A 23690-nucleotide genomic window follows, 5' to 3' on the forward strand; every position below is an offset into this window, starting at 1 on the left:
TAGTGCCCGTGCATGAACACACACGTCTTCGTCCTCGGCCTGACCGACCGACAGCGGGAGGAGCTCGACACCGTCCGGGAGGACGGGCCGCTCGAGTTCCACGGCCTGCTCGACCACGAGGCGCTCGTGGAGACGGAGGAGATCGACTTCGACGCGTTGCTGGAGCGCTCCCGCGCCGAGCTCGACGCCTTCGACGGCAGCGTCGATGCGATCGTCACCCACTGGGACTTCCCGACCTCCGTCCTCGGGCCCGTCCTGGCGACCGAGCGTGGGCTGCCCGCCCCGTCCCTCACGAGCCTGCTCAAGTGCGAGCACAAGTACTGGAGCCGACTGGAGCAGCGTCGGTGCGTCCCGGAGGTCGTGCCCGGCTTCGTCGCCTTCGACCCCTTCACCGACGACGTGGCCGAGCAGATCGACCTCGACTTCCCGTACTGGGTCAAGCCGATCAAGGGACACTCGTCCAGCCTCGGCTTCGAGATCCGCAGCGAGGAGGACCTCGAGGAGGCGCTGGAGGAGATCCGCGCCGACATCACCGACGTCGGCGACGCCTTCGAGCAGGTGCTCGGGCGCGTCGACCTGCCGCAGGAGCTGCGCGACCTCGGCGGCTCGGCCTGCCTCGCCGAGGAGATCATCCGGGGGACCCAGTTCGCCCCCGAGGGCAGCGTCTCGCGCGGGCAGTACGCCGTGCACGGCGTCGTCGACATGCACAAGAGGGACAACGGCGTGAGCATCGAGCGGATCGACTACCCGGCGGCCACCGTCCCCGACCACGTCCAGCAGCAGGCCATCGACGTGACCGGGCGGCTCCTCGAGCACATCGGCTTCGACGACGGCTGCTTCAACTCCGAGTTCATGTGGGACGAGGAGCGCGAGCAGCTGCGTCTCATCGAGGTCAACACGCGCATCTCGCAGTCGCACAGCGAGCTCTTCGCGCTCGTCGACGGTCGGTCCAACCACCAGGTCGCCGTCGACGTCGCCCTCGGTCACGCACCGCGGATGCCCGAGGGTGGCGGCGAGTACGCCGTCTCGGCCCAGTACTACATGGCGCACGACCACGACGCGATCGTGCGCTCCGTGCCCGACGAGCAGGCCCTGCGGCAGGTCAGCGAGAAGTACCCCGGGACGGTCGTCGACCTACGCCTCACCCCGGGGGACCGGCTCTCCGACCAACCGCACCAGGACTCCTACCGCTACATGCTCGCCTTCGTCTATCTCGGCGCACCCGACCGTGAGAGCCTGCAGGAGCGGATCGACGACATCGAGCAGCGACTCCGGCCTGAGCTGGAGGACTGCAACGAGAGGAGTGCATGACCGTATGAAGATCGACACCCAGGTCCCCCACGAGGTGGAGGCCGAGGAGAACGTCTTCATCCCCCTTCGCGACGGGCACCGGGTCGCCGCCCGGGTGTGGCGGCCGGTGGGAGAGGTGGGGCCGCTGCCGGCGGTCCTCGAGTACATCCCCTACCGCAAGAGGGACCTCACCCGAGGTCGCGACTCCGTCAACCATCCCTACCTCGCCGCCCACGGGTACGTCTGCCTGCGGGTGGACCTGCGGGGGAGCGGTGACTCCGACGGCGTCCTCGTCGACGAGTACCGCGAGCAGGAGCTCTCCGACGCCGAGGACGTCATCGCCTGGGCCGCGGAGCAGGACTGGTGCGACGGCAACGTCGGGATGATGGGGATCTCGTGGGGCGGGTTCAACAGCCTGCAGGTCGCCTCACGGCAGCCCCCTGCGCTCAAGGCGATCGTCAGCGCGTCGGCGACGGAGGACCTCTACGTCGACAACATGCACTACATGGGCGGCTGCCTGCTCGGCGACAACCTGTCCGAGGCGACGGTGATGCTCGCCTTCAACAGCCTGCCGCCGGACCCCGAGATCGTCGGTGACGCGTGGCGCGAGATGTGGCTCGAGCGCCTCCGGGGCAGTGGCCTGTGGCTCGATACCTGGCTGAGCCACCAGCGCCGCGACGAGTACTGGCGTCCCGCCTCGGTGAGTGAGGACTACGCCACGATCCGGTGCCCCGTCATGGCCGTCGGAGGATGGGCGGACGGCTACACCAACGCGATCTTCCGCCTCCTCGAGCACCTCGAGGTGCCCTGCCACGGGCTCATCGGCCCGTGGGGCCACAAGTACCCGCACCTGGGCGTCCCGGGTCCGGAGATCGGGTTCCTCCAAGAGCTCGTGCGGTGGTGGGACCATTGGCTCAAGGGGCGCGACACCGGTCTGGACGACGAGCCGGCGCTGCGGGCGTGGATGCAGGAGAGCGTCCCGCCGCGCGCGTCGTACGAGGAGCGGCCCGGTCGCTGGGTCGCCGAGGAGACCTGGCCGTCGCCACGGATCACCGAGTGCGAGCTGCGGCTCACCCGGGCGAGCCTCGCCCAGGGCGACCAGGGCGAAGGGGATGGCACCCCCCTCACGCTGCGGTCACCGCTGAGCGTCGGCATGTTCGCCGGGAAGTGGGCCTCGTACGCCGCCGTGCCCGACCTGCCGTACGACCAGCGCGAGGAGGACGGGGGCGCCCTCGTGTGGGAGGGGGCGCCGCTCGAGGAGGTGACCGAGGTCTTCGGACTGCCGCGACTGGACGTCTCGCTCTCGGCGGACCAACCGGTCGCCCAGATCGCGGTGCGTCTGTCCGACGTCGCGCCCACGGGTGAGGCGACGCGGATCACCTACGGGGTGCTCAACCTGACCCACCGCAGCTCGAGCAGCAGCCCCGAGCCGCTCGTGCCGGGTCAGCGCTACGACGTGCAGGTCCAGCTCAACGGCGTGGCCCACTCCTTCCCGGCCGGGCACCGGCTGCGGCTGTCGATCTCGACGTCGTACTGGCCGCTCGTGTGGCCGGCGCCGCGCTCGGCAGAGCTGACGATCCACCCGGCCGACAGCGTCCTGCGGGTGCCGATCAGGCCGCGGCAGGACGACGACGGGAGGGCATCCCCCTTCCACGAGCCGGTCATGGCGCCGGAGCTGGAGACGACTGTCCTCGAGCCGAGCGAGCACGACTGGCGGGTCACCAGGGACCTGGCCACGGACGTCTCGACGCTCGAGATCGTCAACGACCAGGGCGCCTTCCGCATCGAGGAGACCGGCACGGTCGTGCGCAGGTCGACGACGGAGTGGTACTCCTTCCGCTGGGACGACGTGACGTCCGTGCGCGGAGAGACCCGGACGGTGCGCCGTCTCGAGCGAGGGGACTGGCGCACCGAGGTCGTGACGAGCACGGTCCTGACGTGCACCGAGGACGACTTCGTCATCCGGGCCGACCTCGACGCCTACGAGCTGGACGAGGCGCGCGGCCACCGACGCGTGCACGCCGAGAGCTGGGACCGGGTCATCCCCCGGGACCTCGTCTGAGACGAAGGAACCATCATGACCTCCCTGTGGCGGGCCTCGCGCCCGCAGATCACCTCGGACGACCCGCCGGAGCGGTGCGACGACGTGGTCGTCGGCGCCGGCATCACCGGGCTCGTGACCGCGCTCCTGCTCGCCCGCGCGGGGCGCCAGGTGGTCGTCCTCGAGGCGCGCGACGTCGGGGCGGTGACGACCGGCCACAGCACCGCCAAGGTGTCCGTGCTGCAGGGCACCCGGTGGTCGCGGCTGCTGCGCGACCAGTCGGAGGAGGTCGTCGGTGCCCACGTCGAGGGCAACCGCGAGGGGCGCGACTGGCTGCTGCGCTACTGCGAGGAGCGCGATGTGCCCTACCAGGTGCGTCCTGCCGTGACCTACGCACCGGACCGTGGTCAGGGCCTCGAGCGGGCGCGCGAGGAGCTCGACGCCGCCTCACGCCTCGGCCTGCCCGTGCACTGGGCGCGCGACCTGCCGGTGCCCTTCGAGCACGCCGGGGGAGTCGTCCTCGACGACCAGGCGCAGCTCGATCCCATGGACCTGCTCACCGCGCTCGTCGAGGACCTGCGCGCCCACGGAGGGCGGGTCGTCACGGGCGCCCGTGTCACCGGCGTGGGTTCGCCGCTGCGGCCGGTCGTGCGGCACACCCGTGGTCGGACCCGGTGCGCGCACATCGTCCTCGCGACGGGCACGCCGGTGCTGGACCGCGGTGGCTACTTCGCCAAGGTGAGCGCCTCGCGCTCCTACGCGATCGCGCACGAGCACCCCGACCCGCCGCAGCTGATGCTCATCTCCGCCGACGGGCCGACCCGGTCGGTGCGCGACGCCCCCGGGTCGCTCCTGCTCGTCGGCGGTGAGGGCCACCCGGTCGGCCGGACCCGCTCCGAGGCCGAGCACCTCGAGCGCCTGCGCGCCTGGACCGCCGTGCACTTCCCCGATGCCGTCGAGACCCACGCGTGGTCGGCCCAGGACTACCGCTCGCACGACGGCCTTCCCTTCGTCGGCCGCATGCCGCGCGGCCTCGGCCACGTGCACGTCGCGACCGGCTACGACAAGTGGGGGATGACCGGCGGCGTCGCCGCTGCCCTCGACATCAGCGCGGACATCCTCGGCGGCAGCATGTCGTGGTCGCGACCGGTCCACCGGCGCATCACCCGTCCGCGCGCCGCCGCGCGCATCGTCGGCATGAACGCACGCGTCGGTCTCGACCTGCTCTCGGGTGCCGCGGGGGTGGCGGTGCGCCCCCTTCGCCCCACTCGTCCGCCCGAAGGCGAAGGGGAGGTCGGACGCGACGGGATCGTCCCCGTCGCCCGGGCCATGATCGAGGGTCGCACGTGCGCGGTCTCGGCACTGTGCACGCACCTGGGCGGGGTCGTCGAGTGGAACGACGCGGAGCGGACCTGGGACTGCCCGCTGCACGGGTCGCGCTTTGCGGCGACGGGCGAGGTGCTCGAGGGGCCGGCGTCACGTCCGCTGGCGCAACGGCGCATACCGGGGGAGCCGCAGGGGTAGGCGCAGAGCCCCCTTCGTCCCCGAGGAGAGATCCATGAGCACCTCCAACAAGCCCCACGACGACATCCCCGTCCCCGGCTCGCCGGGCTCTGGCACACCGACCGTCGAGGAGCCGACGCAACCCCGCGAGCCGCTGACGCCGTCGCCCGACCAGCGACCCGTGGCCCCCTTCTCCCCGACGGGTCGACCGAGCGGCGCCGAGGGAGATCGGGCCCAGAGCGGCGCCCACCCCACCACCGCCCAGGGCGCCCGGCTGCGCGACACCGACCACTCCCTCACGGCCGGTGAACGCGGCCCGACCCTCCTGCAGGACCACCACCTGCGCGAGAAGATCACCCACTTCGACCACGAGCGCATCCCGGAGCGCGTGGTCCATGCCCGCGGCGCGGCAGCGCACGGCACGTTCACCGGGTACGGCACGGCGAAGGGGGTCTGCCGCGCGGCCTTCCTCGGGGACGGAGTCGAGACGCCGGTCTTCACCCGGTTCTCCACCGTGGTCGGCTCCCGGGGTTCCGCCGACGCGGTCCGGGACACGCGGGGCTTCGCGACGAAGTTCTACACGAGCGAGGGCACCTTCGACCTCGTCGGCAACAACTTCCCCGTGTTCTTCATCCAGGACGCCATCAAGTTCCCCGACATCGTCCACGCGGCCAAGCCGCACCCGGACCGCGAGATCCCCCAGGCCCAGAGCGCCCACGACACCTTCTGGGACTTCGTCTCGTTGCACACCGAGGCCCAGCACCACGCGATCTGGCAGATGTCGGACCGGGCGATCCCGCGCTCCTTCCGGATGATGGAGGGCTTCGGTGTCCACACCTTCCGGCTCGTCGACGAGGACGGTGGCACCAGCTTGGTGAAGTTCCACTGGAAGCCCAGGCTCGGCGTGCACTCGCTCGTGTGGGACGAGGCACAGCTCGTCAACGGGCGCCGACCCGGACTTCCACCGGCGCGACCTCGCGGACGCCATCGAGTCCGGCGCGTACCCGGAGTGGGAGCTCGGCATCCAGGTCATGCCCGACACACCCGAGCAGACCTTCGAGGGCATCGACCTGCTCGACCCGACGAAGCTCGTGCCCGAGGAGCTGGCGCCGGTCCAACCGATCGGTCGGCTGCGTCTCGACGCCAACCCCACGAACTACTTCGCCGAGACCGAGCAGGTCGCCTTCCACCCCGGCCACCTCGTCCCCGGCATCGACGTCACCGACGACCCGCTGCTGCAGGGCCGGCTCTTCTCCTACCTCGACACGCAGATCAGCCGGCTCGGCGGCCCGAACTTCGGGCAGATCCCCATCAACCGGCCGCACGCGGAGGTCAACGACATGCTGCGTGACGGCATGCACCAGACCGGGGACCACACCGGCGTCGCCCCGTACCGACCGAACTCGCTGGACGGTGGGTGCCCCTTCCACGCGGGGACGCAGGACGGTGCGCTCATCGAGGTGCCGCAGCCGGTGTCCGGGCCGAAGTCGCGAGCTGCGGCGGCCTCCTTCGACGACCACTTCAGCCAACCGCGCCTGTTCTGGCTCAGCCTCTCGCCCACCGAGCAGGGCCACGTCGTCTCCGCCTACACCTTCGAGCTGGGGCGCTGCTACGAGCAGGCCGTGCGTGAGCGGCAGGTGGCTGCGCTGGCGCAGATCGACGCCGACCTCGCGCAGCGCGTCGCGCAGGGCCTCGGTCTGGAGACGCCGCAGCGGCAGGACCTGCCGCAGCTGGAGCCGAGTCCGGCGCTGTCGCAGCTGGGCGGGGTGTGGCCGGTCGACGGCCGGACGGTGGGGATCGTCGTCGACGAGGACACGGACCTCGACGAGCTCGCCGAGCTGCGCACGTCGGTCCACGAGAGCGGCCTCGTGCCGCTGGTCATCGCACCCGTCGGGGGAGTCCTCGGCTCCGGTGACGACGCCGTGCCCGTGCAGCGCACGCTCCTCACGGCCCGCTCGGTCGAGTTCGACGCCGTGCTCCTCGCGGGAGCCCCGGCCGCGACGAGCGACCCGCAGTCGGGCGCGGACGCCCGCGCCTTCGACCCCTCCGGTGGGTCGGCGAGCACGGCGATCGACCCGCGCCTCCAGCTGCTCGTCGCCGAGGCATTCCGCCACGGCAAGGCCATCGGTGCCTGGGGTCGGGTCAGCGACGCCCTCGCGGCCCTGGCCACCGGCGGTGCTCCCGGGGTCGTCGTGGGCGAGGACGCCGACGGCGTCCTGGGCGAGGTCCTCGAGCTGCTCGGCGGTCACCGTGCGTGGGAGCGCCTCACCCCGCAGGACTGACCAGTGCGTCCACCGACGAGGTCCTCACCCCTGCGGGCGGGTGAGGACCTCGTCGAGGATGTTGATGATGCTGCGCGTGCTGTTGATCAGCGCCCCGTACACCGGCCACTCGACCTCCGGCAGGTCCTCACGGGACATCTGCTGGGTCAGGGAGTGCAGCCGTGGCTGCAGGCTCGGCAGCCCGGCCTGCGGGTCGGCCACCCGCTCCCCGAGGTCGCACAGCAGCTGCGTCCACATCTCGCAGAAGTCCTCGTCCCACCGCGCGGGCTCGAGCGGCGATTGCTGCACGGTGCGGGCGATCGCCCGAGCCTGGGCGATGCCCTCGTCGATGCGCAGCAGCAGGGTCTCGTACGCGACGGGGTCCAGCTGACGGGAGCGGCGGCGGGGGTTGCCGCGGCGGGCCTCCCGGGTGTGCCGCAACAACTCCCGGGCACGCCCGATCCGGTCCTCCGCGCGACGGGAGCGGCGGAGCCAGGCGAGCGGGTCGACCTCGCCGTCGCCGCGCAGGGCATCGGCCATGTCGCGCAGCAGCTCCCCGAGCTGTGCGCGCACGGCGTCGACCTCCCGGCGGGCGAGGCGGTCGTCGAGCGGGGCGAGCACGACGAAGTTGACGATGACGCCGAGGGCGATGCTCACGCCGGTGCAGATGACGCGGTCGAGCAGGGCCACCCCGAGGGCCGCCGGCGACTGCCCCACGAACTCGACGGCCAGGTAGGCGAGCACGATGCCGGCGAGCGACGCGAGCACGACCTGGCCGCCCCGGGTGAAGGAGCGGTAGACCGTGGCGTGCACGGTGAGCATCGCCGTCCACGGAGCCATGAACGACTCGGTCAACCCGAGCAGGTGCGCTGCGACGTACCACGCGAGCACGGCAGCGAGCACGGCCTTGAGGATCTGGACGAGGTCGGAGCGGGTGCGCGGGGAGCGCAGGGGCGGGACGAGCGAGGTGGCACGCGCGCGGGCGCGGTCGCGCCACTCGTCACGAGGGACGGTGACGTCGGTTGCGGGCATGGCTCTCCCTTCGGCCAGCGTCCACCTACCCGACGCGGCAGGTCCCATGCCGCACCCCGGGGCGTTGACGGCGTGGCGGAGGCCAGGGGTTTTGTCGAAGCACCCCGGGGGTAGTCCGGCGGCATGAAGGCACTCGTCCTGAACTGCACCCTCAAGGCCTCTCCGGAGCCGTCGAACACGCAGGCGCTCGCCGACGTGGTGATCTCGGCGCTGGAGGAGCATGGCGTGGACGTGGGCGTCCACCGGGTCGTCGACCACTCCATCCCGTACGGCGTGTCGACGGACATGGGCAGCGGGGACGAGTGGCCGGCGATCCATGCCGAGGTCCTCGCCAGCGACATCCTCGTCATCGCGACACCCACGTGGCTCGGCCAGCCGTCGAGTGTGTCCAAGGTGGTGCTCGAGCGTCTCGACGCGATGATCTCCGAGACCCACGACGACGGCACCCCGGTGGCCTACAACAAGATCGCCGGTGTCGTCGTCACCGGCAACGAGGACGGCGCGCACCACGTCATCGCCGAGGTGGCCGGGGCGCTCGGTGACATCGGCTTCACCGTGCCCGGTCAGGCGTGGACCTACTGGAACATGGGTCCCGGACCCGGTCCCTCGTACACCGAGACCGACCACAAGCACGACTGGTCGGCGAAGACCGGCCGCACGATGGCCTCGAACCTCGTGGCGGTCGCCCGGGCGCTGCGCATGCAGCCCATCCCCGCCCCGCCCGGCTGACGGCAGCGGGGACGCCGTCAGGAGCTGCGCAGCGTGATGCCGTCGACGACCCCTTGGGCCACGTCGTGCAGCTTGGAGTTGGTGTCGTTGGAGTGGCGACGCAGCACCTCGAAGGCCCGACCCATCGTCAGGCCGTAGCGCTCCATGAGGATGCCCTGCGCGGCCCCGATGAGCAGACGATTGCCCAGGGCGCTGCGCAGCCCGGAGATCTCCCGGGCCTGCAGCAGGGCGACCGAGGCCAGACGGGCGTAGACGACCGACTCCTCGAGGGCGTCGTCGTCGAAGCCATCGACCCGTGACGAGTACATGTTGAGGCAGGCGAGGTACGGATCCTCGATCGCCAGCCGCACGCTGAGCGACGAGCGGACGCCCTGCTCGGCGGCGCCCGAGCTCCACCGGGGCCAGCGCTGGTCGGTGTCCGTGTCCGGCACGGAGGCGATCTCGTGCTCCCTGAGCACCGACAGGCAGGGGCCCTCGTCGAGGTCGAACTGCAGGTCGTCGACGGCCCTGGCCCGCGGATCGGTGGTGGCCGCGACCTGCACGATCTTGCGGTCGCGCACGAAGACGCTGCACATGTCGCACCCGGGCACGTTGGCGACCGCCTGGTCGACGACCTGCTGCAGGGTGTAGCTCTCGTCCGGCTCCGTCGACAGCTGTTCGACGATGTGCGCCAGGTCGGCATCCTTCACGCGCTCACGACTCCTCTGGTGGTGCGGACATGCTCCATCATGGCGTCATACCCGCTCCGGTCGGGAGGATGCCTATCCCTCGGACCAGTGGCGGCGCTGACGCAGCTCCTCGGGTGCGGTCAGGCCCCGGCCCGGACGGACCGCAGGTGCCGAGCGGAGCGCCGCACGCGAGGTCGGGACGAGCAGACGCCCGGTGACCTCGATCGACATCCGCAACGGGATGGCGCGATGACGGGGGAGCGGGCCGACCAGGCGCACGACGAGCCAGTCCGGGGGGCCGCCCCGTGCGTCCGCGAGGACGTCGCTGACGCGCCCGAGCAGGGTCCCGTCGGCCGCGTGCACCTCGCGGCCGAGGTAGCGCTCCAAGGCTTCACACGTCTTCCGGTCACGCGTGGTCACGGCTGAGCTCACCCCCTGTCTCGGTTCGGCTGCAGGCCGGATCGTCACTGTCGCCCCTACCCTCACGGGCAAGCGGGCATGCCCCGCTCGGCGCAGGTGATGCGCCGATGTGTTGCGTGTCGTCCGACGCGGTGGTTGGCTTGAGGAGCACGACGTCGGCTCGAGACCGTGGCTGGCCCATTGCTCCATGAGAGTGAGGCCGCCGCATGTCCATCACCCACACCGGTACCGAAGAATCCACCGGATCGTACGGGGAGCGTGACCGTCGGACCACCGATCTGCTGGCCCAGGCACGCGCCGAGTCCGACCCCGCCCATGCCGCACGGCTGCGCGAGCGCGCCGTCATGGCCAACGAGGGCCTCGCCGTCGGTCTGGCCACCCGCTTCGCCGGCCGGGGCATCGACCTCGACGACCTCGTCCAGGTCGCGATGCTCGGCCTGGTCCTCGCCGCCCGGCGCTACGACCCCGAGAGGGGCAGTGGCTTCAGCGCCTTCGCCGCCCCGACGATCACCGGGGAGCTCAAGCGCCACTTCCGCGACCACGGGTGGGCGGTGCGTCCGCCGCGCGGGCTGCAGGAGCTGCACCACCGCGTGCGAGAGACCACCACCAGCCTGCAGCAGCGCCTGCAACGCGACCCGTCGGTGGACGAGATCGCCGAGGAGGGTGGCGTCACGCCGGAGGACGTCCGCCGGGCCCGCGCGGCCGGAGACCGGTACCGCTCGACCTCGCTGGACCAGCCCGTCCACGACGACGCCGCGGCGACGCTCGGCGACACCCTCGACGACGGGCGGGAGGACCCCTTCGACCGGTCGGTCACGCTCATCTCGCTGCGCGCCGCGATGGCCGACCTCGACGAGCGCGACCGCCGCATCATCAGCCTGCGCTTCGGGCAGGACCTCACCCAGCGGCAGATCGGGGAGCGCATCGGCGTCAGCCAGATGCAGGTCTCGCGGCTCATCACTGGGATCTGCCGGCGACTGCGCACACGCCTCGAGGGCTGACCCGGCTTGACCGTGCGACGCCGCGTGCATCCCCGGCGACAACCGGGGTAGGGGAGCGGCAAGGATCGTGACGACGTCGTCGAGGAGGTGCCCACGGCGCGCGTGGCGCTCCCCACGCGGTGGCAGAAGCGCGAGGCCCTCCTCAGGCGCGTCGGCGTCGGTGTGCTGTGCCTCGTCCTCATCGCCGCTGCAGCGGGACTCTTCGGCCCCGGGACCGCGACGAGGACGGCCGGAGCCGGGGACCTGACGGTCACCTACCCGACCGTTACCCGCCCGGCGCTCGACAGCAGGATCGTGGTCACCATCCCGCCGGGTCGCGACTCGTCTCGGCACGTCGTCCGGATCGACCGGACCGTCCTCGACGACCTGGGCATCGAGACCTTCCACCCGCAGCCGTCGGCGACCCGCAGCCGGGGAGGCCAGGTCGAGCTGGAGTTCGAAGGAGCGGGCTCCCGGGCGACGAGGGTCAGCCTCGACGGCCGCGTCCCGACCCAGCTGGGTGCAGGCGCTCGCGACGGGGACATCTCCGCCGTCGTCGACGGCGACGTCCAGACCGTCTCGACACGGACGTGGGTGCTGCCGTGACGACGATCCTCGGCGCGGCCGCCGTCTTCCTCGTCCTGATGGTCGTCCTGCGCGTCATGGGCAAGCGCGAGCTGTCCCAGATGACCGCCTTCGAGCTCGTCATGCTCTTCGTCATCGGTGACATCGTCGCCGAGGCGGTCATCTCCGAGGACACCTCGCTCGTCGGGGCCCTCGTCGCGACGGCGACCTTCGCCGTGCTCACGGTCCTGCTGTCGTGGCTGAGCTATCGGTGGGCGCCCGCCCGACCGGTGGTCGACGGGGTGCCGTGCATCGTCCTCATCGACGGCGCGCCGGACGAGCGGGTGATGCGACGCGAGCGGGTCACCGTCGACGACCTGGCCGAGGCGGCACGCGCGCAGGGGATCAAGGACCTCGCCGAGATCAGGCTGGGACTGCTCGAGCCCAACGGGTCCTTTTCTTTCTTCGAGCGGTCAGGGCGATGACCCTTGCGGCCTCACCACTGCCAGGTGAAGCCGAAGGCGCCCGGGCCCGCGTCCTCCAGGACGATCGACGCGCGGCGGTCGTCGTCGAGGGTCACGGCCTCACCCAGGACCAGCTGTCCTCCGGGTGGGCACTCGACCCGCGTGATCGCGGCCGGCGCCACCTCGAACTCCACCGACACGACGACCGATCGGGCCGTGTGCGGTGGCCCCCACACGAAGCCGTCGCTGTCACCCAGGTCGGCGTCCGGTGCCACCTCGTCGATGATCTGGTAGGCGTAGGCGTGCATCTCCCCCTTCGCCAACCGCCGGGGGAGGCCCACCTCGAAGACGACGACATTGCTGTCGGGGAAGTCCTGTCGGCCCAGCAGGGAGCAACCGAGCAACGGGACGAAGCGCATGTCCGCCGCGCACGTCGTCTCGTCGCCGCCCTGGACGCTGAAGACCCGCTCGAGGCCGTCCTCGACGGCGGCGATGGAGGTCTGGCACCCAGTGCGGGTGATGCGGCGGTTGGCCGCGACGCTCGTGCGCCACACCTGGCTGATGACGCGGTAGGCGCCCAGCGAGAGGCGGGTCAGGGCGTCGATCTGCTCGAGCTCGCTGAGCCCGGGGTCGAGCAGCTCCTCGAAGGTGATGAGCCGCTCGGTCGCCCAGGCGTGCATGAACTCGGTCTGCTCCTGGGGCGTGAGGCCGAGCGCGACGGCGATCTGCTGCAGCGTGGCGATCTGCGGGGTGAGGATCTCACCGCGCTCGAGGCCACGGATGGTCCGCACGCTCACTCCGGAGTGGTCGCTGAGGGCGCCCTGGGTCAGGCCCTCCTCGCGGCGGACCCGACGTAGCCACGCGCCTCCCCGTGCTGCCCGACTCATGCTCCAAGGGTGCACCAGCGGCGGCTCCGGTGGGGCGCAGACCACACCCCCCGGCATGTCGAAGGGGGCCGTTCCCGGCGTCGGTAACGGCCCCCTTCGACGATCTCCCCCGGAGCGATGTACTTGTGCGTACCCAACGGTAGGTCTGTGGCCGCGGTGGACTCCAGTGATGGCGGCAAGGTTGCCGCTGGATTGCCGCTTGTGCGGACCGCCACGGGGTAGGAGGGCCATGCCTACTGTGGAGCGCATGGCGCACCCGCTGATGTTCGACGACGACGATCCGCTGCTGGCGCGCGTCCGCGGGCTGGCCCTCGCCCTGCCCGGCAGCGACGAAAAGGTCAGCCACGGGCACCCCGCCTTCTTCACGACCAAGGTCTTCGCCTACTACGGCGGCTCGATCAAGGTCGATGGGCAGTACGAGCAGCACGGCACCTCGCTCGTCGTCCAGCCGGACGAGGAGGAGGCCCGCGCGCTCCTGCAGGACCCGCGCTGCTACCGGCCGGCCTACCTCGGGCCGAGCGGGTGGGTCGGGCTCGACCTCGACGACGGCACCGACTGGGACGAGGTCGCCGAGCTGCTCGAGATCTCCTACCGGCGCACCGCCGGCGCGCGACTCGTCGCGAGGCTCGACGCGGAGCGCGGAGCCGACTGACCCGCCGCCTATCCTCGTCGCGTGGAGTTCGCGCGCTTCGGGTCGACGACGTGGTGGGACCCGGTCGAGGTCAGCCACGACCCGGCCCACCTCGAGCGTGGCCGGTGGGCCGTCGTCGTGACCTTCGAGGGCGAGCTGACCGCCGTGCGCTTCGCGCGTCGGGACGAAGGGGGGAGCGCCCCCGGTGACGCCGCCCACTGGCCGGCGGTCACGGACTGGCGCCCGTCGCTCGACCGAGCCGCCTACGTCGCCGGGGTCGAGGAGGTCCGTCGCCGCATCGCGGCCGGCACGGTCTACCAGGTCAACCTCACGACGGTGCTCTCGGCGCCGCTGCCCGACGAGGCCCGGCTGCCCGACCTCGCCGCGCGGCTCGCGGCCGGCAACCCCGCCCCCTTCGCCGGGATCGTGCACGTGCCCTCCGCCGGTGTCGACGTCGTCACGGCCTCACCCGAGCGCTACCTGACCCGCACGGGGGACCGGATCGTGTCGAGCCCGATCAAGGGGACCGCGCCGACGGTCGAGCAGATGCGCACCAAGGACGTCGCGGAGAACGTCATGATCGTCGACCTCGTCCGCAACGACCTGCAGCACGTGTGTGCTCCCGGCAGCGTCGTCGTCGAGCGGCTCTGCGGGCCGGAGGAGCACCCCGGGCTGGTGCACCTCGTGAGCGACGTCGCCGGAGATCTGCGGCCCGGCACGACGTGGGCGGAGGTGCTCGACGCGAGCTTCCCGCCCGGGTCGGTGAGCGGGGCCCCGAAGTCGAGCGCCCTCACCGCCATCGCCGACCTCGAGCCGGTGCCGCGCGGTCCCTACTGCGGTGCGGTGGGCTGGGTCGACGCCGATCATCCTGACGGTCCGCGCGGGGAACTCGCCGTGGGGATCCGCACGTTCTGGACTGCGACGGACCCCGACGGGGTGCGTCGGCTGCGCTTCGGCACCGGGGCGGGCATCACCTGGGCATCCGACCCGGAGGGGGAGTGGCGTGAGTGCGAGCTCAAGGCACGTGTCCTCGTCGGGCTGGCATCTGGAAGAGTGGTGACATGAGCAACGAGGTACGCGTCTGGGTCGACGGGGCGCTCGTCGCGGCGGACCAGCCGGCGCTGGCCGCCCTCGACCACGGGGTCACCGTGGGCGACGGCGCCTTCGAGACGTGCAAGATCGTCGACGGGCAGGTCTTCGCGGCCGACCGGCACTACGCCCGCCTCGACCGCACCCTCGCCGGGCTGGGCCTGCCGCCCGCCGACCGCGGGGTCATCGAGGAGGGTGTCGCCGCAGTCCTCGGGGCCGGCCCCACAATCGGCTTCGGCCGGCTGCGCTACACGATCACCGCGGGTCTGGGGCCGCTCGGCTCCGACCGGGGCGACAGCGGCATGACCTACATCGTCACCGCGGCGGAGGTTCCCCCCTTCGCCCCCAGCGTGGCGGTCGCGACCGTGCCCTGGACCCGCAACGAGCGGGCGGCCACGGCGGGGCTGAAGACGACCTCCTACGCCGACAACGTCATCGCGCTCGCACACGCCAAGGCCCGCGGGGCGTCGGAGGCGATCTTCGGCAACAACCGCGACGAGCTGTGCGAGGCGACCGGCAGCAACATCTTCGTCGTCGTCGATGGTGTGGTGCGCACGCCCGCGCTGAGCAGTGCACCGCTGGCCGGCATCACCCGTGAGCTGACCATCGAGTGGGCCCGTGCCGCCGGCATCGAGGTCGTCGAGGAGGCCCTGCCGATGTCCGTCCTCGAGACGTGCGACGAGGTCTTCCTCACCGGCACCACCCGCGACGTGCACCCGGTCCACCGGGTCGACGATCGTGAGCTGCCGGCGCCCGGCCCCGTGACCACCCGCGTCCAGCAGGCCTGGGCCGCGGCGTCCGCGACCGAGATCAACCCCTGACCGGAGTGGAGACCATGGCGGGGGACGTGGACACGACCAGCGAGACTGCTGGTCAGGGCAAGGACGCATCGGGGGCCCGACGGGCCTACCGTGACGTGCGCCGCGAGCAGCACGCGATCGTGCGCCAGGAGCTGCTCGACCGCTTCGGCGAGGACGGCCGGATCGACGCGCACGAGGACCCGATCCGCTGGCGACGGGCGCTGCGCACCCATCCGGTCATCGGGCCGGTCTACCGGGTCGTCATCGCGACGCTCGGCTTGCTGCTCATCATCGCCGGCATCCCGATGGTCCCGCTCGTGGGGCCGGGGTGGGCGGTGATCTTCGTCGGCCTCTTCCTGTGGAGCACGGAGTTCATCTGGGCCCGTCGCGTGACGCAGTTCGTCAAGGCGGAGGTCAAGGCCTTCGAGCAGTACACGCGCGCTCTGCCGTGGAAGGCGAAGATCCCGATGCTGCTGCTCTCGGCGGCCTTCGGGTGGTTCTGCTTTTACCTCGCGCTGCTCATCACGGGCGTCCCCGGATGGCTGCCCCAGCAGGTGCTCGACCTGCTGCTGCAGGTCCCGGGGCTGCACCGGGCCTGATCGGCGGGACACGCCGCGGGACCGATTGGCACCGAAGGGAGCCCGCCGGGTACTCTGCTCAGGTTGCCCGGCCGGGAGACTGGTCAGGGAGCACCACGGACGTATAGCTCAGTTGGTTAGAGCGTTCGCTTCACACGCGAAAGGTCAGGGGTTCGAGTCCCTTTACGTCCACCACACCGAAGGCCCGAGACCCTGCACGAGCAGGTCTCGGGCCTTCGTCGTCGAGGGGGCCGTCACGAGACGCACCGCTCGCCCGCCCGTCGCCACGCGGCGTACTCCTGCGGCAGGCAGACGGCACAGGGGCGGAACCCGGCAGCGATCGCCGTGGCCTCGTCGGCGAAGAACACGCGCTGGGTGACGTATCCGCCCTTCGCGATGGCCCGCAGCGCCGTCGGGCAGTCGAGACGACCGTAGATCCGTCCCTTTCGGTGCCCGCCCAAGGTGCCGGAGGTCGGGCTGTCGTACGGCACCCTGTCCGCGCCGAGCAGCGTGTACGTCTTCCTGGTCATCGGGCGCTCCCTTCGGTCGACGTGACGACCGTAGACTCACCGCACCATGGACACCATCCACTGGGTCGAGGACGGCACCGACCACGAGGCCGAGTGGCACTCCGAGAGCGGGGCGCCCGTCCCGTCCCGGGTCGTCGTGGGCGACGACACGATGACCGCCGACACCGCGATACGGCTTGCTTCCCGGGGCACCGCGATCCTCTGGCGCGGTGACCACCACAACGCTCGCCAGCTGCTCAAGGCCATGGACCGTCGCATCGAGCGCCGCGCTTCGCGGCGGCAGCGCGGCGAGGTGACCTTCGCCGGGCACCGGGCCGAGCGAGCCGAGCGGGCGAGGCTCATGGCGCAGCTCGTCGTCGAGCTCGGTGTCGACCGCTCGCTCGACCTGCGGCGCGCGCCCGACGTGCGCGCGGCCTGCCTGGCCGCCTACGGCCCGGGGTTCGGACCCATGGTGGTCGCCCTCAGCGAGCTGCTCGGCGTCATCGGCGCCCACCAGTGGCAGACGAAGGGGGTGCACGTCCCGGCGCTCGGGGCGAGCATCCACCCGGCCTACGGCGTCTTTTCCCCGGTCCGCGGCGAGTACATCGATCTCGTGGCCGATGCGCCTCTGGCGCAACCGATCCCGCGCACGGCCTTCGACCTCGGCACGGGCACAGGAGTGCTCGCCGTCGTGCTGGCGCAGCGAGGTGTCGAGCGGGTCGTCGCCACCGACATCAACCCGCGCGCCGTGGCCTGCGCCCGCGACAACGCGCACCGGCTGGGCGTCGCCGACCGGGTCGAGGCGCTCGAGGCGGACCTCTTCCCGGACGGTCGGGCCGATCTCGTCGTGTGCAACCCGCCGTGGCTGCCCGGCGAGCCGACCTCCGACCTCGAGGCGGGCATCTACGACCCCGGCTCGGACATGTTGCGCCGCTTCCTCGCCGGCCTCCCGGAGCACCTTGAGCCGGGGGGCGAGGGCTGGCTGGTCATCTCCGACCTCGCCGAGCACCTCGGTCTGCGCGCTCGGGAGGAGCTGCTCGGCCTCATCGGCGATGCCGGACTCGAGGTCGTCGACCGGCTGGAGACGGTGCCGCGCCACAGCCGGGCGAGCGACGCGAAGGACGCCCTCCACGCCGCTCGACGTGCCGAGGTCACGTCCCTCTGGCGGCTGACGGTGGCCCAGGGAAGCCAGCCGGCCCGGTAGCCGGGCACTCAGAGCGCGACGAGTCCCCGGGCCAGTGCGGTTGCGGCCGACTCGACGTCCTCGGTGCTCGTCGACCGGCCGAGCGAGAGCCGGAGGGCACCGAGCGCGGTGTCGGCGTCGAGGCCCATGGCGAGCAGCGCGGCGTTGGGCGAGTGCACGCCCGCGTGGCAGGCGCTGCCGGTCGATGCCGACACGTCGCTGACCGCCTCGAGGACCTGCGCCCCGAGGCGACCGGGGAGGGACACCATGAGGGTGTTGGGCAGGCAGGCCTGCTCGGGCGACACCCGCACCAACCCCGGCACGGCACGAGCGAGCCTGTCCCACAACGCCTCTCGCAGAGCGGCCTGACGCTCGACCTCCGCGGAGAGCAGCTGCCCGGCGACCTCGGCGGCGACCCCGAGACCGACGATGAGCGCGACATTTTCCGTCCCCGGGCGCAGGCCACCCTCCTGCCCGGCTCCGAGGACGACGGGGGAGACCCGGGTGCCGCGGCGCACGTAGAGGGCACCGACCCCCTTCGGCCCGTAGAGCTTGTGCCCCGCGATCGACAGCAGGTCGACCCCGAGGTCGTCGACGTCGACCGGGATCTTGCCGACCGCCTGGGCCGCGTCGGCGTGGACGAGGCCACCCAGACGGTGGACGCGCTCGGCGAGCTGCGCCACCGGCTGGATCGCGCCGGTCTCGTTGTGCGCGAGGATCAGCGTGCCGAGGCCGATCGCACCGGTGGGGAGCGCGTCGAGGCGGACCCGGCACTCGCCGTCGACCGGCAGCTCGTGCACCTGCCAGCCGTGGTGCTCCTGCAGGTGCGCCAAGGGAGCGGCGGTCGCCGGGTGCTCGACGCACGAGGTGACGGCCACGCGGGTCGTGAGGTGCCGAGCGGTGCCCCGGATCGCGATGTTGTTGGCCTCGGTGCCACCGGAGGTGAAGACGATCTCGTCGGGCTCGGCGCCGACGAGTGCCGCGACCTGCTCGCGGGCCCGGTCGACCGCCACCCGAGCACGCCGGCCCTGCACCGAGGCGCTCGACGGGTTGCCGAAGTCCTGCGTCAGGTGCGGCCACACCGCCTCGGCGACCTCGCGGGCGATGGGCGTCGTCGCGTTGTGGTCGAGGTACACGGGGTCAGCGGCCATGCCCCCATGATGTCGAGCGTTGCCCGGCCGGGGAGGATGGGGCCACCCCCGACGAGAGGACCGCGATGCCCCGCTCCCGTGCCTTCACCCAGGTCGACGTCTTCGGCACTCGGCCGTACTCCGGAAACCCGCTGGCCGTCGTCCTCGACGGCGAGGGCATCGACGACGACCTGCTCCAGGAGGTCGCGCGGTGGACCAACCTGTCCGAGACGACCTTCGTCCTGCCGCCCACCACGCCCGAGGCCGACTACCGGGTGCGCATCATGACCCCCGGCGGCGAGCTCCCCTTCGCCGGGCACCCGACGCTCGGCACCGCCCACGCCTGGCTGACCCACGGAGGCACCCCACGGCACGAGGACCGCATCGTGCAGGAGTGCGGCGCCGGGCTCGTCGACGTCCATCGCGAAGGGAGCGAGCTCGCCTTCACCGCACCGCCGCTCGTGCGCACGGGGCCGTTGGACGACGCCGACCTCGACCGCCTCGTCGCGGCCCTGGGCATCACGCGCGCCGACGTCGTCGGGCACCAGTGGGTCGACAACGGTCCGGGCTGGGCCGCGCTGCGCCTCCCTTCGGCCCAGCACGTCCGTGGCCTGCGGCCTGACTGGTCGCACGCGCCCGACGCCAAGGTCGGGGTCATCGGCTGGCACGAGGACGGCGGCGAGCACCTCTACGAGACGCGGGCCTTCGTGCCCGGCCTCGGCGTCGGCGAGGACCCCGTCACCGGGAGCCTCAACGCCGGCATCGCCCAGTGGCTCGTGGCCGAAGGGGAGGCCCCGCACCGCTGGACCGTGACCCAGGGCGGGTGCATCGGGCGCTCCGGCGTCCTGTCGCTCACCGCCGCGGGCGGCGAGGTCCGGGTCGGCGGCACGGTCACCTCACTCGTGCAGGGCACGATCAGCCTCTGACCCTAGGCTGGAGCCATGCCACGCATCGTCACCGACCAGAAGACCCGAGTCGTCAGCGCCCCGGTGGCGATCATCGTCGCCGTCGTCAGTGCCGGCTACATGCTCCCGTGGGCGATCGCGGCCGTGCGGGGCAACCGCAATGCTTGGTCGGTCTTCTGGGTCAACCTGCTCCTCGGCTGGACCGTCGTCGGGTGGATCGTCGCCCTCGTCATGTCGATCAAGGAGCACCGCATCCTCGAGGTGCGCTGACCCTTCGAGACGGCCGCGGGCGGCCTCCTCAGGGACCGGCAAAGAATGCTGTTGGTGGCCGAGGGCTGATGGGGGAGGATCCCCCTTCGTGGGACATGTCGACATCGCCGGTGTCAGGTACGAGCTCTCGGACGGGCGCGTGCTGCTCGACGAGGTCTCCTTCCGCGTCGGCGAGGGCGCCAAGGTCGCCCTCGTCGGGGCCAACGGCGCCGGCAAGACGACGCTGCTGCGGATCGTCACCGGGGAGCTGACTCCGCACGCCGGGTCGGTCGCTCGCACCGGTGGGCTCGGGATCATGCGCCAGCACGTCGGTGCCGGTCTGGGGGAGCGGCCCACGGTTACCGACCTGCTGATGTCGGTGTCTCCCAAGGCGGTTCGCGAGGCGGCCGCCGAGGTCGACCGCCTCGAGCTGGCCCTCATGGAGATCGAGGACGAGCGCACCCAGATGCGCTATGCGACGGCGCTGTCCGACTTCGCCGATGCGGGCGGCTACGACCAGGAGGTCGTCTGGGACGTGTGCACGACGGCCGCGCTGGGCGTCCCCTTCGAGCGCTGCAAGTACCGCGAGCTGGCCACGCTCTCCGGGGGCGAGCAGAAGCGGCTCGTCCTCGAGTACCTGCTGCGCGGGCCCGACGAGGTGCTGCTGCTCGACGAGCCGGACAACTACCTCGACGTTCCCGGCAAGATCTGGATGGAGGAGCAGATCCGCGCCTCCGACAAGACGATCCTCTACATCAGCCACGACCGTGAGCTGCTCGCCAACACCGCCACGCGCGTCGTCACCGTCGAGCTCGGGACCGCGGGCAACCGCGTGTGGACCCACCCGGGCGGCTTCGGGACCTACCACGAGGCCCGCCAGGAGCGCTTCGCCCGCTTCGAGGAGCTGCGCAAGAGGTGGGACGAGGAGCACGCGAAGCTCAAGGCGCTCGTGCTCATGTACAAGCAGAAGGCGAAGTACAACTCGGACATGGCCTCGCGCTACCAGTCGGCCCGCACCCGGCTCGAGCGCTTCGAGCAGGAAGGGCCGCCGAGCGAGCAGCCCCGCGAGCAGAAGGTGACGATGCGCCTGCAGGGTGGTCGGACCGGCAAGCGCGCGGTCGTGTGCGAGCGGCTCGAGCTCACGGGGCTGATGCAGCCCTTCGACCTGGAGGTCTGGTACGGCGAGCGGGTCGCGGTGCTCGGGTCCAACGGCTCGGGCAAGTCGCACTTCCTGCGCCTGCTGGCTGCCGGCGGCAGCGACCCGGAGGTCGACAACCTCCCGGTCGGCGAGGCCGTCATCGAGCCGGTCGCGCACACGGGACGGGCCCGGCTCGGTGCGCGGGTGCGCCCCGGGTGGTTCGTCCAGACGCACGAGCACCCCGAGCTCATCGGGCGCACCCTCCTGGCGATCCTGCACCGGGGCGACGACCACCGATCGGGTCTCGGGCGCGAGGCCGCGAGCCGGGTCCTCGACCGCTACGAGCTGGCCCACGCGGGGGAGCAGACCTTCGAGTCGCTGTCGGGCGGGCAGCAGGCGCGTTTCCAGATCCTGCTCCTCGAGCTGTCGGGCGCGACCCTCCTCCTCCTCGACGAGCCGACCGACAACCTCGACGTCGAGTCGGCCGAGGCCCTCGAGGAGGGCCTCGACGCCTTCGCCGGCACCGTGCTCGCCGTGACCCATGACCGGTGGTTCGCCCGAGGCTTCGACCGCTTCCTCGTCTACGGGGCCGACGGGCGGGTCCGGGAGACCGACGGCCCGGTCTGGGACGAAGGGAGGGTCACCCGCGCTCGGTGACCCTCCCGCCCCGGTCTAGAAGCTCGCCAGGTCCGCCATCATCTCCGTGGTCAGCCAGTGGTCGGGGATGCCGAAGCCACCGACGAGCGTCGCCGCGTGGGGCCGCAGCTCGCCGCACAGCTCGTTGACGCGCGCGACGACCCCCTTCGACTGGCTGGCACTCAGCCGACCGTGCTCGATGAACCAGGCGCGGTTGGCCTCGACCGTGCTGAAGACGAAGAGGTCGCACACGAGGTTGAGCAGGTCGCGACCGGGACCGTCGGGGGCCTCCTCGATCGCGGTGACGAAGGCCTCGAGCGCGATCCGGTCGATGTGCGCGCGGGCCGACTCGAGCAGGTGGTCCTGGGCCTCGTTGAAGACCCGGAAGGAGTCGGCGCCCTCCTCGCCGGCGCGGCGCAGGCGCATCGCGAGCGTCTCGGTGAGGTGCGACTCGCGGTCCTCGAAGAAGGCGAGCTGACCGCCGCGGTCCTCGAGCGCGTTGTCGCCGTCCTTGCCCGGGGCGCCGGAGATCAGTCGCTGGATGATCGACCCTCCGATGGTGTGCTCGATGACCGAGGTCGTCACCTGCCGGGCGCCGAAGAGGATCGCGCCTCGGGTGTCGAGCTCCTGGAAGTCGCTCTTGTAGTCGGTGAGCATGCCCTTGGCGAGCAGCTGCAGCAGCACCGTGTTGTCGCCCTCGAAGGTCGCGAAGACGTCGGTGTCGGCCTTGAGGTCGGCGAAGCGGTTGAGCGCCATGTAGCCGGCCCCGCCGCACGCCTCCCGGCAGGCCTGGATCGTGTCGTTGGCGTGCTCGGTCGTGATCGCCTTGAGCCCGGCGGCGCGCGCCTCGAGCTCGCGCTGCGAGGACTCGTCGGTGATCTCGCCGGTGCTGATGTCGGCGAGCTTGCCGGTCAGGGCGTTCTGCGCGAGGGCCAGCGCGTAGGACCTCGCGAGCCGGGGCAGGAGCTTGCGCTGGTGGGCCCGGTAGTCCATGACGACGACCTCGTGCTCGCCGTCGGGGTAGGTGAACTGCGTGCGCTGAAGGCCGTAGCGCACCGCGAGGGTGAGGGCGCTGCGGGTGGCCGCACCGGCGCCGGCGGCGACCGTCACCCGGCCGCGCACGAGCGTGCCGAGCATGGTGAAGAAGCGCCGGTTGACGCTCTCGATGGGCGAGGAGTAGCGGCCCTGGTCGTCGATGTCGCCGTACTTGTTGAGCAGGTTGGCGCGGGGGACGCGCACCTGGTCGAACATCAGCCGGCCGTTGTCGACCCCCTTGAGGCCGAGCTTGGTCCCGCAGTCGCCGATCGTCACGCCGGGCATCGGCTGGCCCGATTCGTCGCGCAGGGGGACGAGGACGCAGTGCACGCCGTGCTGCTCCTCGCCGACGACGAGCTGGGCGAAGACCGCGGCGAGCCGGGCGTCGCGGGCGGCGCCGCCGATGTAGTCCTTGCGGGCAGCGGGCGAAGGGGAGTGCACGACCAGCTCGTCGGTCGCGGGGTCGTAGGTCGCCGTCGTGAGGATCGACTGCACATCGGAGCCGTGACCGGTCTCGGTCATCGCGAAGCACCCGGGCAGCGACAGGTCGGCCATGCCGGGCAGGTACTCGCGGTGGTGGCGCTCGGTGCCGAGGTTGGCGATGGCCCCACCGAAGAGGCCGAACTGCACGCCCGCCTTGACGAAGACCGACAGGTCCCCGTGGCCGATCATCTCCAGCCCGGTGACCGAGGCCCCGACGTCACCCGTGCCACCGAGCTCGACCGGCAGGGTCGCCCGGACGAGCTCGCTGTCGGTGAGGGCGGTGACGAGCTCCAGGGTGCGCGCCCGGTGCTCCTCGAGGTCGAGGCGCAGGTCGGGCTCGGCCACGGGGAAGCGCGGGTCCGCTCGCAGCTGCTGACGGATCGCCTCCCACCGACCGTCGAGGACGGCGCGGATCTGCTCGGCGACGGGGTCCTTGGTCTGCTGGGCGCTCATGCTTCGCATGCTCGCAGATCCCCGGGCGCGGC

22 protein-coding genes, 1 tRNA gene and 1 pseudogene are annotated in these 23690 nt (G+C 71.9%); 17 read left to right on the forward strand and 7 right to left on the reverse strand.

Features of this window, described 5'->3' with window-relative positions; translation table 11 throughout:
• Window positions 1-12 precede the first annotated feature (12 nt).
• The 4 genes and pseudogenes from NMQ01_RS07100 to NMQ01_RS07115 all read left to right on the forward strand — a co-directional run bounded on the left by NMQ01_RS07100 (window position 13) and on the right by NMQ01_RS07115 (window position 7116).
• On the forward strand, window positions 13-1311 hold the full coding sequence (locus NMQ01_RS07100) for an acetyl-CoA carboxylase biotin carboxylase subunit family protein (RefSeq protein ID WP_255186155.1): 1299 nt from the start codon (window positions 13-15) through the stop codon (window positions 1309-1311).
• Between the two features lie 4 nt (window positions 1312-1315).
• Window positions 1316-3352 (forward strand): CocE/NonD family hydrolase, encoded by a 2037-nt coding sequence (locus tag NMQ01_RS07105; RefSeq protein ID WP_255186156.1) that lies wholly within the window; start codon window positions 1316-1318, stop codon window positions 3350-3352.
• Between the two features lie 15 nt (window positions 3353-3367).
• Entirely contained in the window at window positions 3368-4855 is a 1488-nt protein-coding gene (locus NMQ01_RS07110; RefSeq protein WP_255186157.1) for an FAD-dependent oxidoreductase, read from the forward strand.
• A 34-nt stretch (window positions 4856-4889) separates the two neighbouring features.
• Window positions 4890-7116 (forward strand): annotated as a pseudogene (locus NMQ01_RS07115) (catalase).
• A gap of 24 nt (window positions 7117-7140) precedes the next feature.
• On the opposite strand, the gene NMQ01_RS07120 reads toward NMQ01_RS07115, so the two are convergent.
• Window positions 7141-8127: an aromatic acid exporter family protein gene (locus NMQ01_RS07120; protein ID WP_255186158.1), complete on the reverse strand. Its 987-nt coding sequence runs from the start codon at window positions 8125-8127 to the stop codon at window positions 7141-7143.
• 123 nt (window positions 8128-8250) lie between these two features.
• Here NMQ01_RS07120 and NMQ01_RS07125 point away from each other — a divergent pair, with 123 nt between their 5' ends.
• Window positions 8251-8856, forward strand: coding sequence for a flavodoxin family protein (locus tag NMQ01_RS07125; protein WP_255186159.1), 606 nt, complete (start codon window positions 8251-8253; stop codon window positions 8854-8856).
• 17 nt (window positions 8857-8873) lie between these two features.
• Here NMQ01_RS07125 and NMQ01_RS07130 read toward each other — a convergent pair whose 3' ends face one another.
• Both NMQ01_RS07130 and NMQ01_RS07135 read right to left on the reverse strand, forming a co-directional pair.
• Entirely contained in the window at window positions 8874-9545 is a 672-nt protein-coding gene (locus tag NMQ01_RS07130; RefSeq protein WP_255186160.1) for a GAF and ANTAR domain-containing protein, read from the reverse strand.
• 72 nt (window positions 9546-9617) lie between these two features.
• Complete coding sequence (locus NMQ01_RS07135) at window positions 9618-9911, reverse strand: PRC-barrel domain-containing protein (protein WP_162786848.1); 294 nt, start codon at window positions 9909-9911, stop codon at window positions 9618-9620.
• Between the two features lie 239 nt (window positions 9912-10150).
• Here NMQ01_RS07135 and NMQ01_RS07140 point away from each other — a divergent pair, with 239 nt between their 5' ends.
• The 3 genes from NMQ01_RS07140 to NMQ01_RS07150 all read left to right on the forward strand — a co-directional run bounded on the left by NMQ01_RS07140 (window position 10151) and on the right by NMQ01_RS07150 (window position 11973).
• Window positions 10151-10945, forward strand: coding sequence for a SigB/SigF/SigG family RNA polymerase sigma factor (locus tag NMQ01_RS07140; protein ID WP_255186161.1), 795 nt, complete (start codon window positions 10151-10153; stop codon window positions 10943-10945).
• A 102-nt stretch (window positions 10946-11047) separates the two neighbouring features.
• A complete protein-coding gene (locus tag NMQ01_RS07145) occupies window positions 11048-11530 on the forward strand; it encodes a hypothetical protein (protein ID WP_255186162.1) in 483 nt (160 codons plus the stop codon).
• The gene (locus tag NMQ01_RS07150; protein WP_255186163.1) at window positions 11527-11973 is read left to right on the forward strand and encodes a DUF421 domain-containing protein; all 447 of its coding nucleotides are present in this window, start codon (window positions 11527-11529) and stop codon (window positions 11971-11973) included. The genes NMQ01_RS07145 and NMQ01_RS07150 overlap by 4 nt, the downstream gene beginning before the upstream one ends.
• Before the next feature lie 11 nt (window positions 11974-11984).
• Here NMQ01_RS07150 and NMQ01_RS07155 read toward each other — a convergent pair whose 3' ends face one another.
• Complete coding sequence (locus NMQ01_RS07155; RefSeq protein ID WP_255186164.1) at window positions 11985-12839, reverse strand: helix-turn-helix domain-containing protein; 855 nt, start codon at window positions 12837-12839, stop codon at window positions 11985-11987.
• A gap of 247 nt (window positions 12840-13086) precedes the next feature.
• Here NMQ01_RS07155 and NMQ01_RS07160 point away from each other — a divergent pair, with 247 nt between their 5' ends.
• From NMQ01_RS07160 to NMQ01_RS07180, 5 genes are all read left to right on the forward strand, one after another.
• Window positions 13087-13491 (forward strand): MmcQ/YjbR family DNA-binding protein, encoded by a 405-nt coding sequence (locus NMQ01_RS07160; protein ID WP_255186165.1) that lies wholly within the window; start codon window positions 13087-13089, stop codon window positions 13489-13491.
• A gap of 21 nt (window positions 13492-13512) precedes the next feature.
• Complete coding sequence (locus tag NMQ01_RS07165) at window positions 13513-14535, forward strand: chorismate-binding protein (RefSeq protein WP_255186166.1); 1023 nt, start codon at window positions 13513-13515, stop codon at window positions 14533-14535.
• Window positions 14532-15380 carry an aminotransferase class IV gene (locus tag NMQ01_RS07170; RefSeq protein WP_255186167.1) on the forward strand — a complete coding sequence of 283 codons (849 nt, stop codon included), beginning with the start codon at window positions 14532-14534 and terminating at the stop codon, window positions 15378-15380. Before NMQ01_RS07165 ends, NMQ01_RS07170 begins: the two co-directional genes overlap by 4 nt.
• 26 nt (window positions 15381-15406) lie before the next feature.
• The gene (locus NMQ01_RS07175; RefSeq protein ID WP_255186168.1) at window positions 15407-15958 is read left to right on the forward strand and encodes a PGPGW domain-containing protein; all 552 of its coding nucleotides are present in this window, start codon (window positions 15407-15409) and stop codon (window positions 15956-15958) included.
• 97 nt (window positions 15959-16055) lie between these two features.
• Window positions 16056-16132 (forward strand) — tRNA-Val (locus NMQ01_RS07180).
• A gap of 59 nt (window positions 16133-16191) precedes the next feature.
• Here the strand turns inward: NMQ01_RS07180 and NMQ01_RS07185 are convergent.
• Window positions 16192-16467, reverse strand: a complete 276-nt coding sequence (locus NMQ01_RS07185) for an Ada metal-binding domain-containing protein (RefSeq protein ID WP_255186169.1) — start codon at window positions 16465-16467, stop codon at window positions 16192-16194.
• A gap of 46 nt (window positions 16468-16513) precedes the next feature.
• Here NMQ01_RS07185 and NMQ01_RS07190 point away from each other — a divergent pair, with 46 nt between their 5' ends.
• A complete protein-coding gene (locus NMQ01_RS07190; RefSeq protein WP_255186170.1) occupies window positions 16514-17650 on the forward strand; it encodes a class I SAM-dependent methyltransferase in 1137 nt (378 codons plus the stop codon).
• 8 nt (window positions 17651-17658) lie between these two features.
• On the opposite strand, the gene NMQ01_RS07195 is transcribed toward NMQ01_RS07190, so the two are convergent.
• Entirely contained in the window at window positions 17659-18780 is a 1122-nt protein-coding gene (locus NMQ01_RS07195; protein ID WP_255186171.1) for a cysteine desulfurase family protein, read from the reverse strand.
• A gap of 65 nt (window positions 18781-18845) precedes the next feature.
• Between NMQ01_RS07195 and NMQ01_RS07200 the strand changes: the two genes are divergently transcribed.
• The 3 genes from NMQ01_RS07200 to NMQ01_RS07210 all read left to right on the forward strand — a co-directional run bounded on the left by NMQ01_RS07200 (window position 18846) and on the right by NMQ01_RS07210 (window position 21708).
• Complete coding sequence (locus NMQ01_RS07200; RefSeq protein ID WP_255186172.1) at window positions 18846-19685, forward strand: PhzF family phenazine biosynthesis protein; 840 nt, start codon at window positions 18846-18848, stop codon at window positions 19683-19685.
• Window positions 19686-19700: 15 nt separating this feature from the next.
• Window positions 19701-19934 (forward strand): superinfection immunity protein, encoded by a 234-nt coding sequence (locus tag NMQ01_RS07205; protein WP_255186173.1) that lies wholly within the window; start codon window positions 19701-19703, stop codon window positions 19932-19934.
• An 88-nt stretch (window positions 19935-20022) separates the two neighbouring features.
• Window positions 20023-21708, forward strand: coding sequence for an ABC-F family ATP-binding cassette domain-containing protein (locus tag NMQ01_RS07210; protein WP_255186174.1), 1686 nt, complete (start codon window positions 20023-20025; stop codon window positions 21706-21708).
• A gap of 15 nt (window positions 21709-21723) precedes the next feature.
• Here the strand turns inward: NMQ01_RS07210 and NMQ01_RS07215 are convergent, their stop codons facing one another.
• Entirely contained in the window at window positions 21724-23658 is a 1935-nt protein-coding gene (locus NMQ01_RS07215; protein WP_369694854.1) for an acyl-CoA dehydrogenase, read from the reverse strand.
• Window positions 23659-23690 lie beyond the last annotated feature (32 nt).

The organism is Janibacter sp. CX7 (genome assembly GCF_024362365.1).
GTDB lineage: Bacteria > Actinomycetota > Actinomycetes > Actinomycetales > Dermatophilaceae > Janibacter.

What these genes read in the sequence shown, in the direction of transcription:
- NMQ01_RS07100 (WP_255186155.1), top strand. Translation starts at nt 13, where the DNA reads ATGAACACACACGTCTTCGTCCTCGGCCTGACCGACCGACAGCGGGAG.
- NMQ01_RS07105 (WP_255186156.1), top strand. Translation starts at nt 1,316, where the DNA reads ATGAAGATCGACACCCAGGTCCCCCACGAGGTGGAGGCCGAGGAGAAC.
- NMQ01_RS07110 (WP_255186157.1), top strand. Translation starts at nt 3,368, where the DNA reads ATGACCTCCCTGTGGCGGGCCTCGCGCCCGCAGATCACCTCGGACGAC.
- NMQ01_RS07120 (WP_255186158.1), bottom strand. Translation starts at nt 8,127, where the DNA reads ATGCCCGCAACCGACGTCACCGTCCCTCGTGACGAGTGGCGCGACCGC.
- NMQ01_RS07125 (WP_255186159.1), top strand. Translation starts at nt 8,251, where the DNA reads ATGAAGGCACTCGTCCTGAACTGCACCCTCAAGGCCTCTCCGGAGCCG.
- NMQ01_RS07140 (WP_255186161.1), top strand. Translation starts at nt 10,151, where the DNA reads ATGTCCATCACCCACACCGGTACCGAAGAATCCACCGGATCGTACGGG.
- NMQ01_RS07155 (WP_255186164.1), bottom strand. Translation starts at nt 12,839, where the DNA reads ATGAGTCGGGCAGCACGGGGAGGCGCGTGGCTACGTCGGGTCCGCCGC.
- NMQ01_RS07160 (WP_255186165.1), top strand. Translation starts at nt 13,087, where the DNA reads ATGGCGCACCCGCTGATGTTCGACGACGACGATCCGCTGCTGGCGCGC.
- NMQ01_RS07170 (WP_255186167.1), top strand. Translation starts at nt 14,532, where the DNA reads ATGAGCAACGAGGTACGCGTCTGGGTCGACGGGGCGCTCGTCGCGGCG.
- NMQ01_RS07185 (WP_255186169.1), bottom strand. Translation starts at nt 16,467, where the DNA reads ATGACCAGGAAGACGTACACGCTGCTCGGCGCGGACAGGGTGCCGTAC.
- NMQ01_RS07190 (WP_255186170.1), top strand. Translation starts at nt 16,514, where the DNA reads ATGGACACCATCCACTGGGTCGAGGACGGCACCGACCACGAGGCCGAG.
- NMQ01_RS07195 (WP_255186171.1), bottom strand. Translation starts at nt 18,780, where the DNA reads ATGGCCGCTGACCCCGTGTACCTCGACCACAACGCGACGACGCCCATC.
- NMQ01_RS07200 (WP_255186172.1), top strand. Translation starts at nt 18,846, where the DNA reads ATGCCCCGCTCCCGTGCCTTCACCCAGGTCGACGTCTTCGGCACTCGG.
- NMQ01_RS07205 (WP_255186173.1), top strand. Translation starts at nt 19,701, where the DNA reads ATGCCACGCATCGTCACCGACCAGAAGACCCGAGTCGTCAGCGCCCCG.
- NMQ01_RS07215 (WP_369694854.1), bottom strand. Translation starts at nt 23,658, where the DNA reads ATGAGCGCCCAGCAGACCAAGGACCCCGTCGCCGAGCAGATCCGCGCC.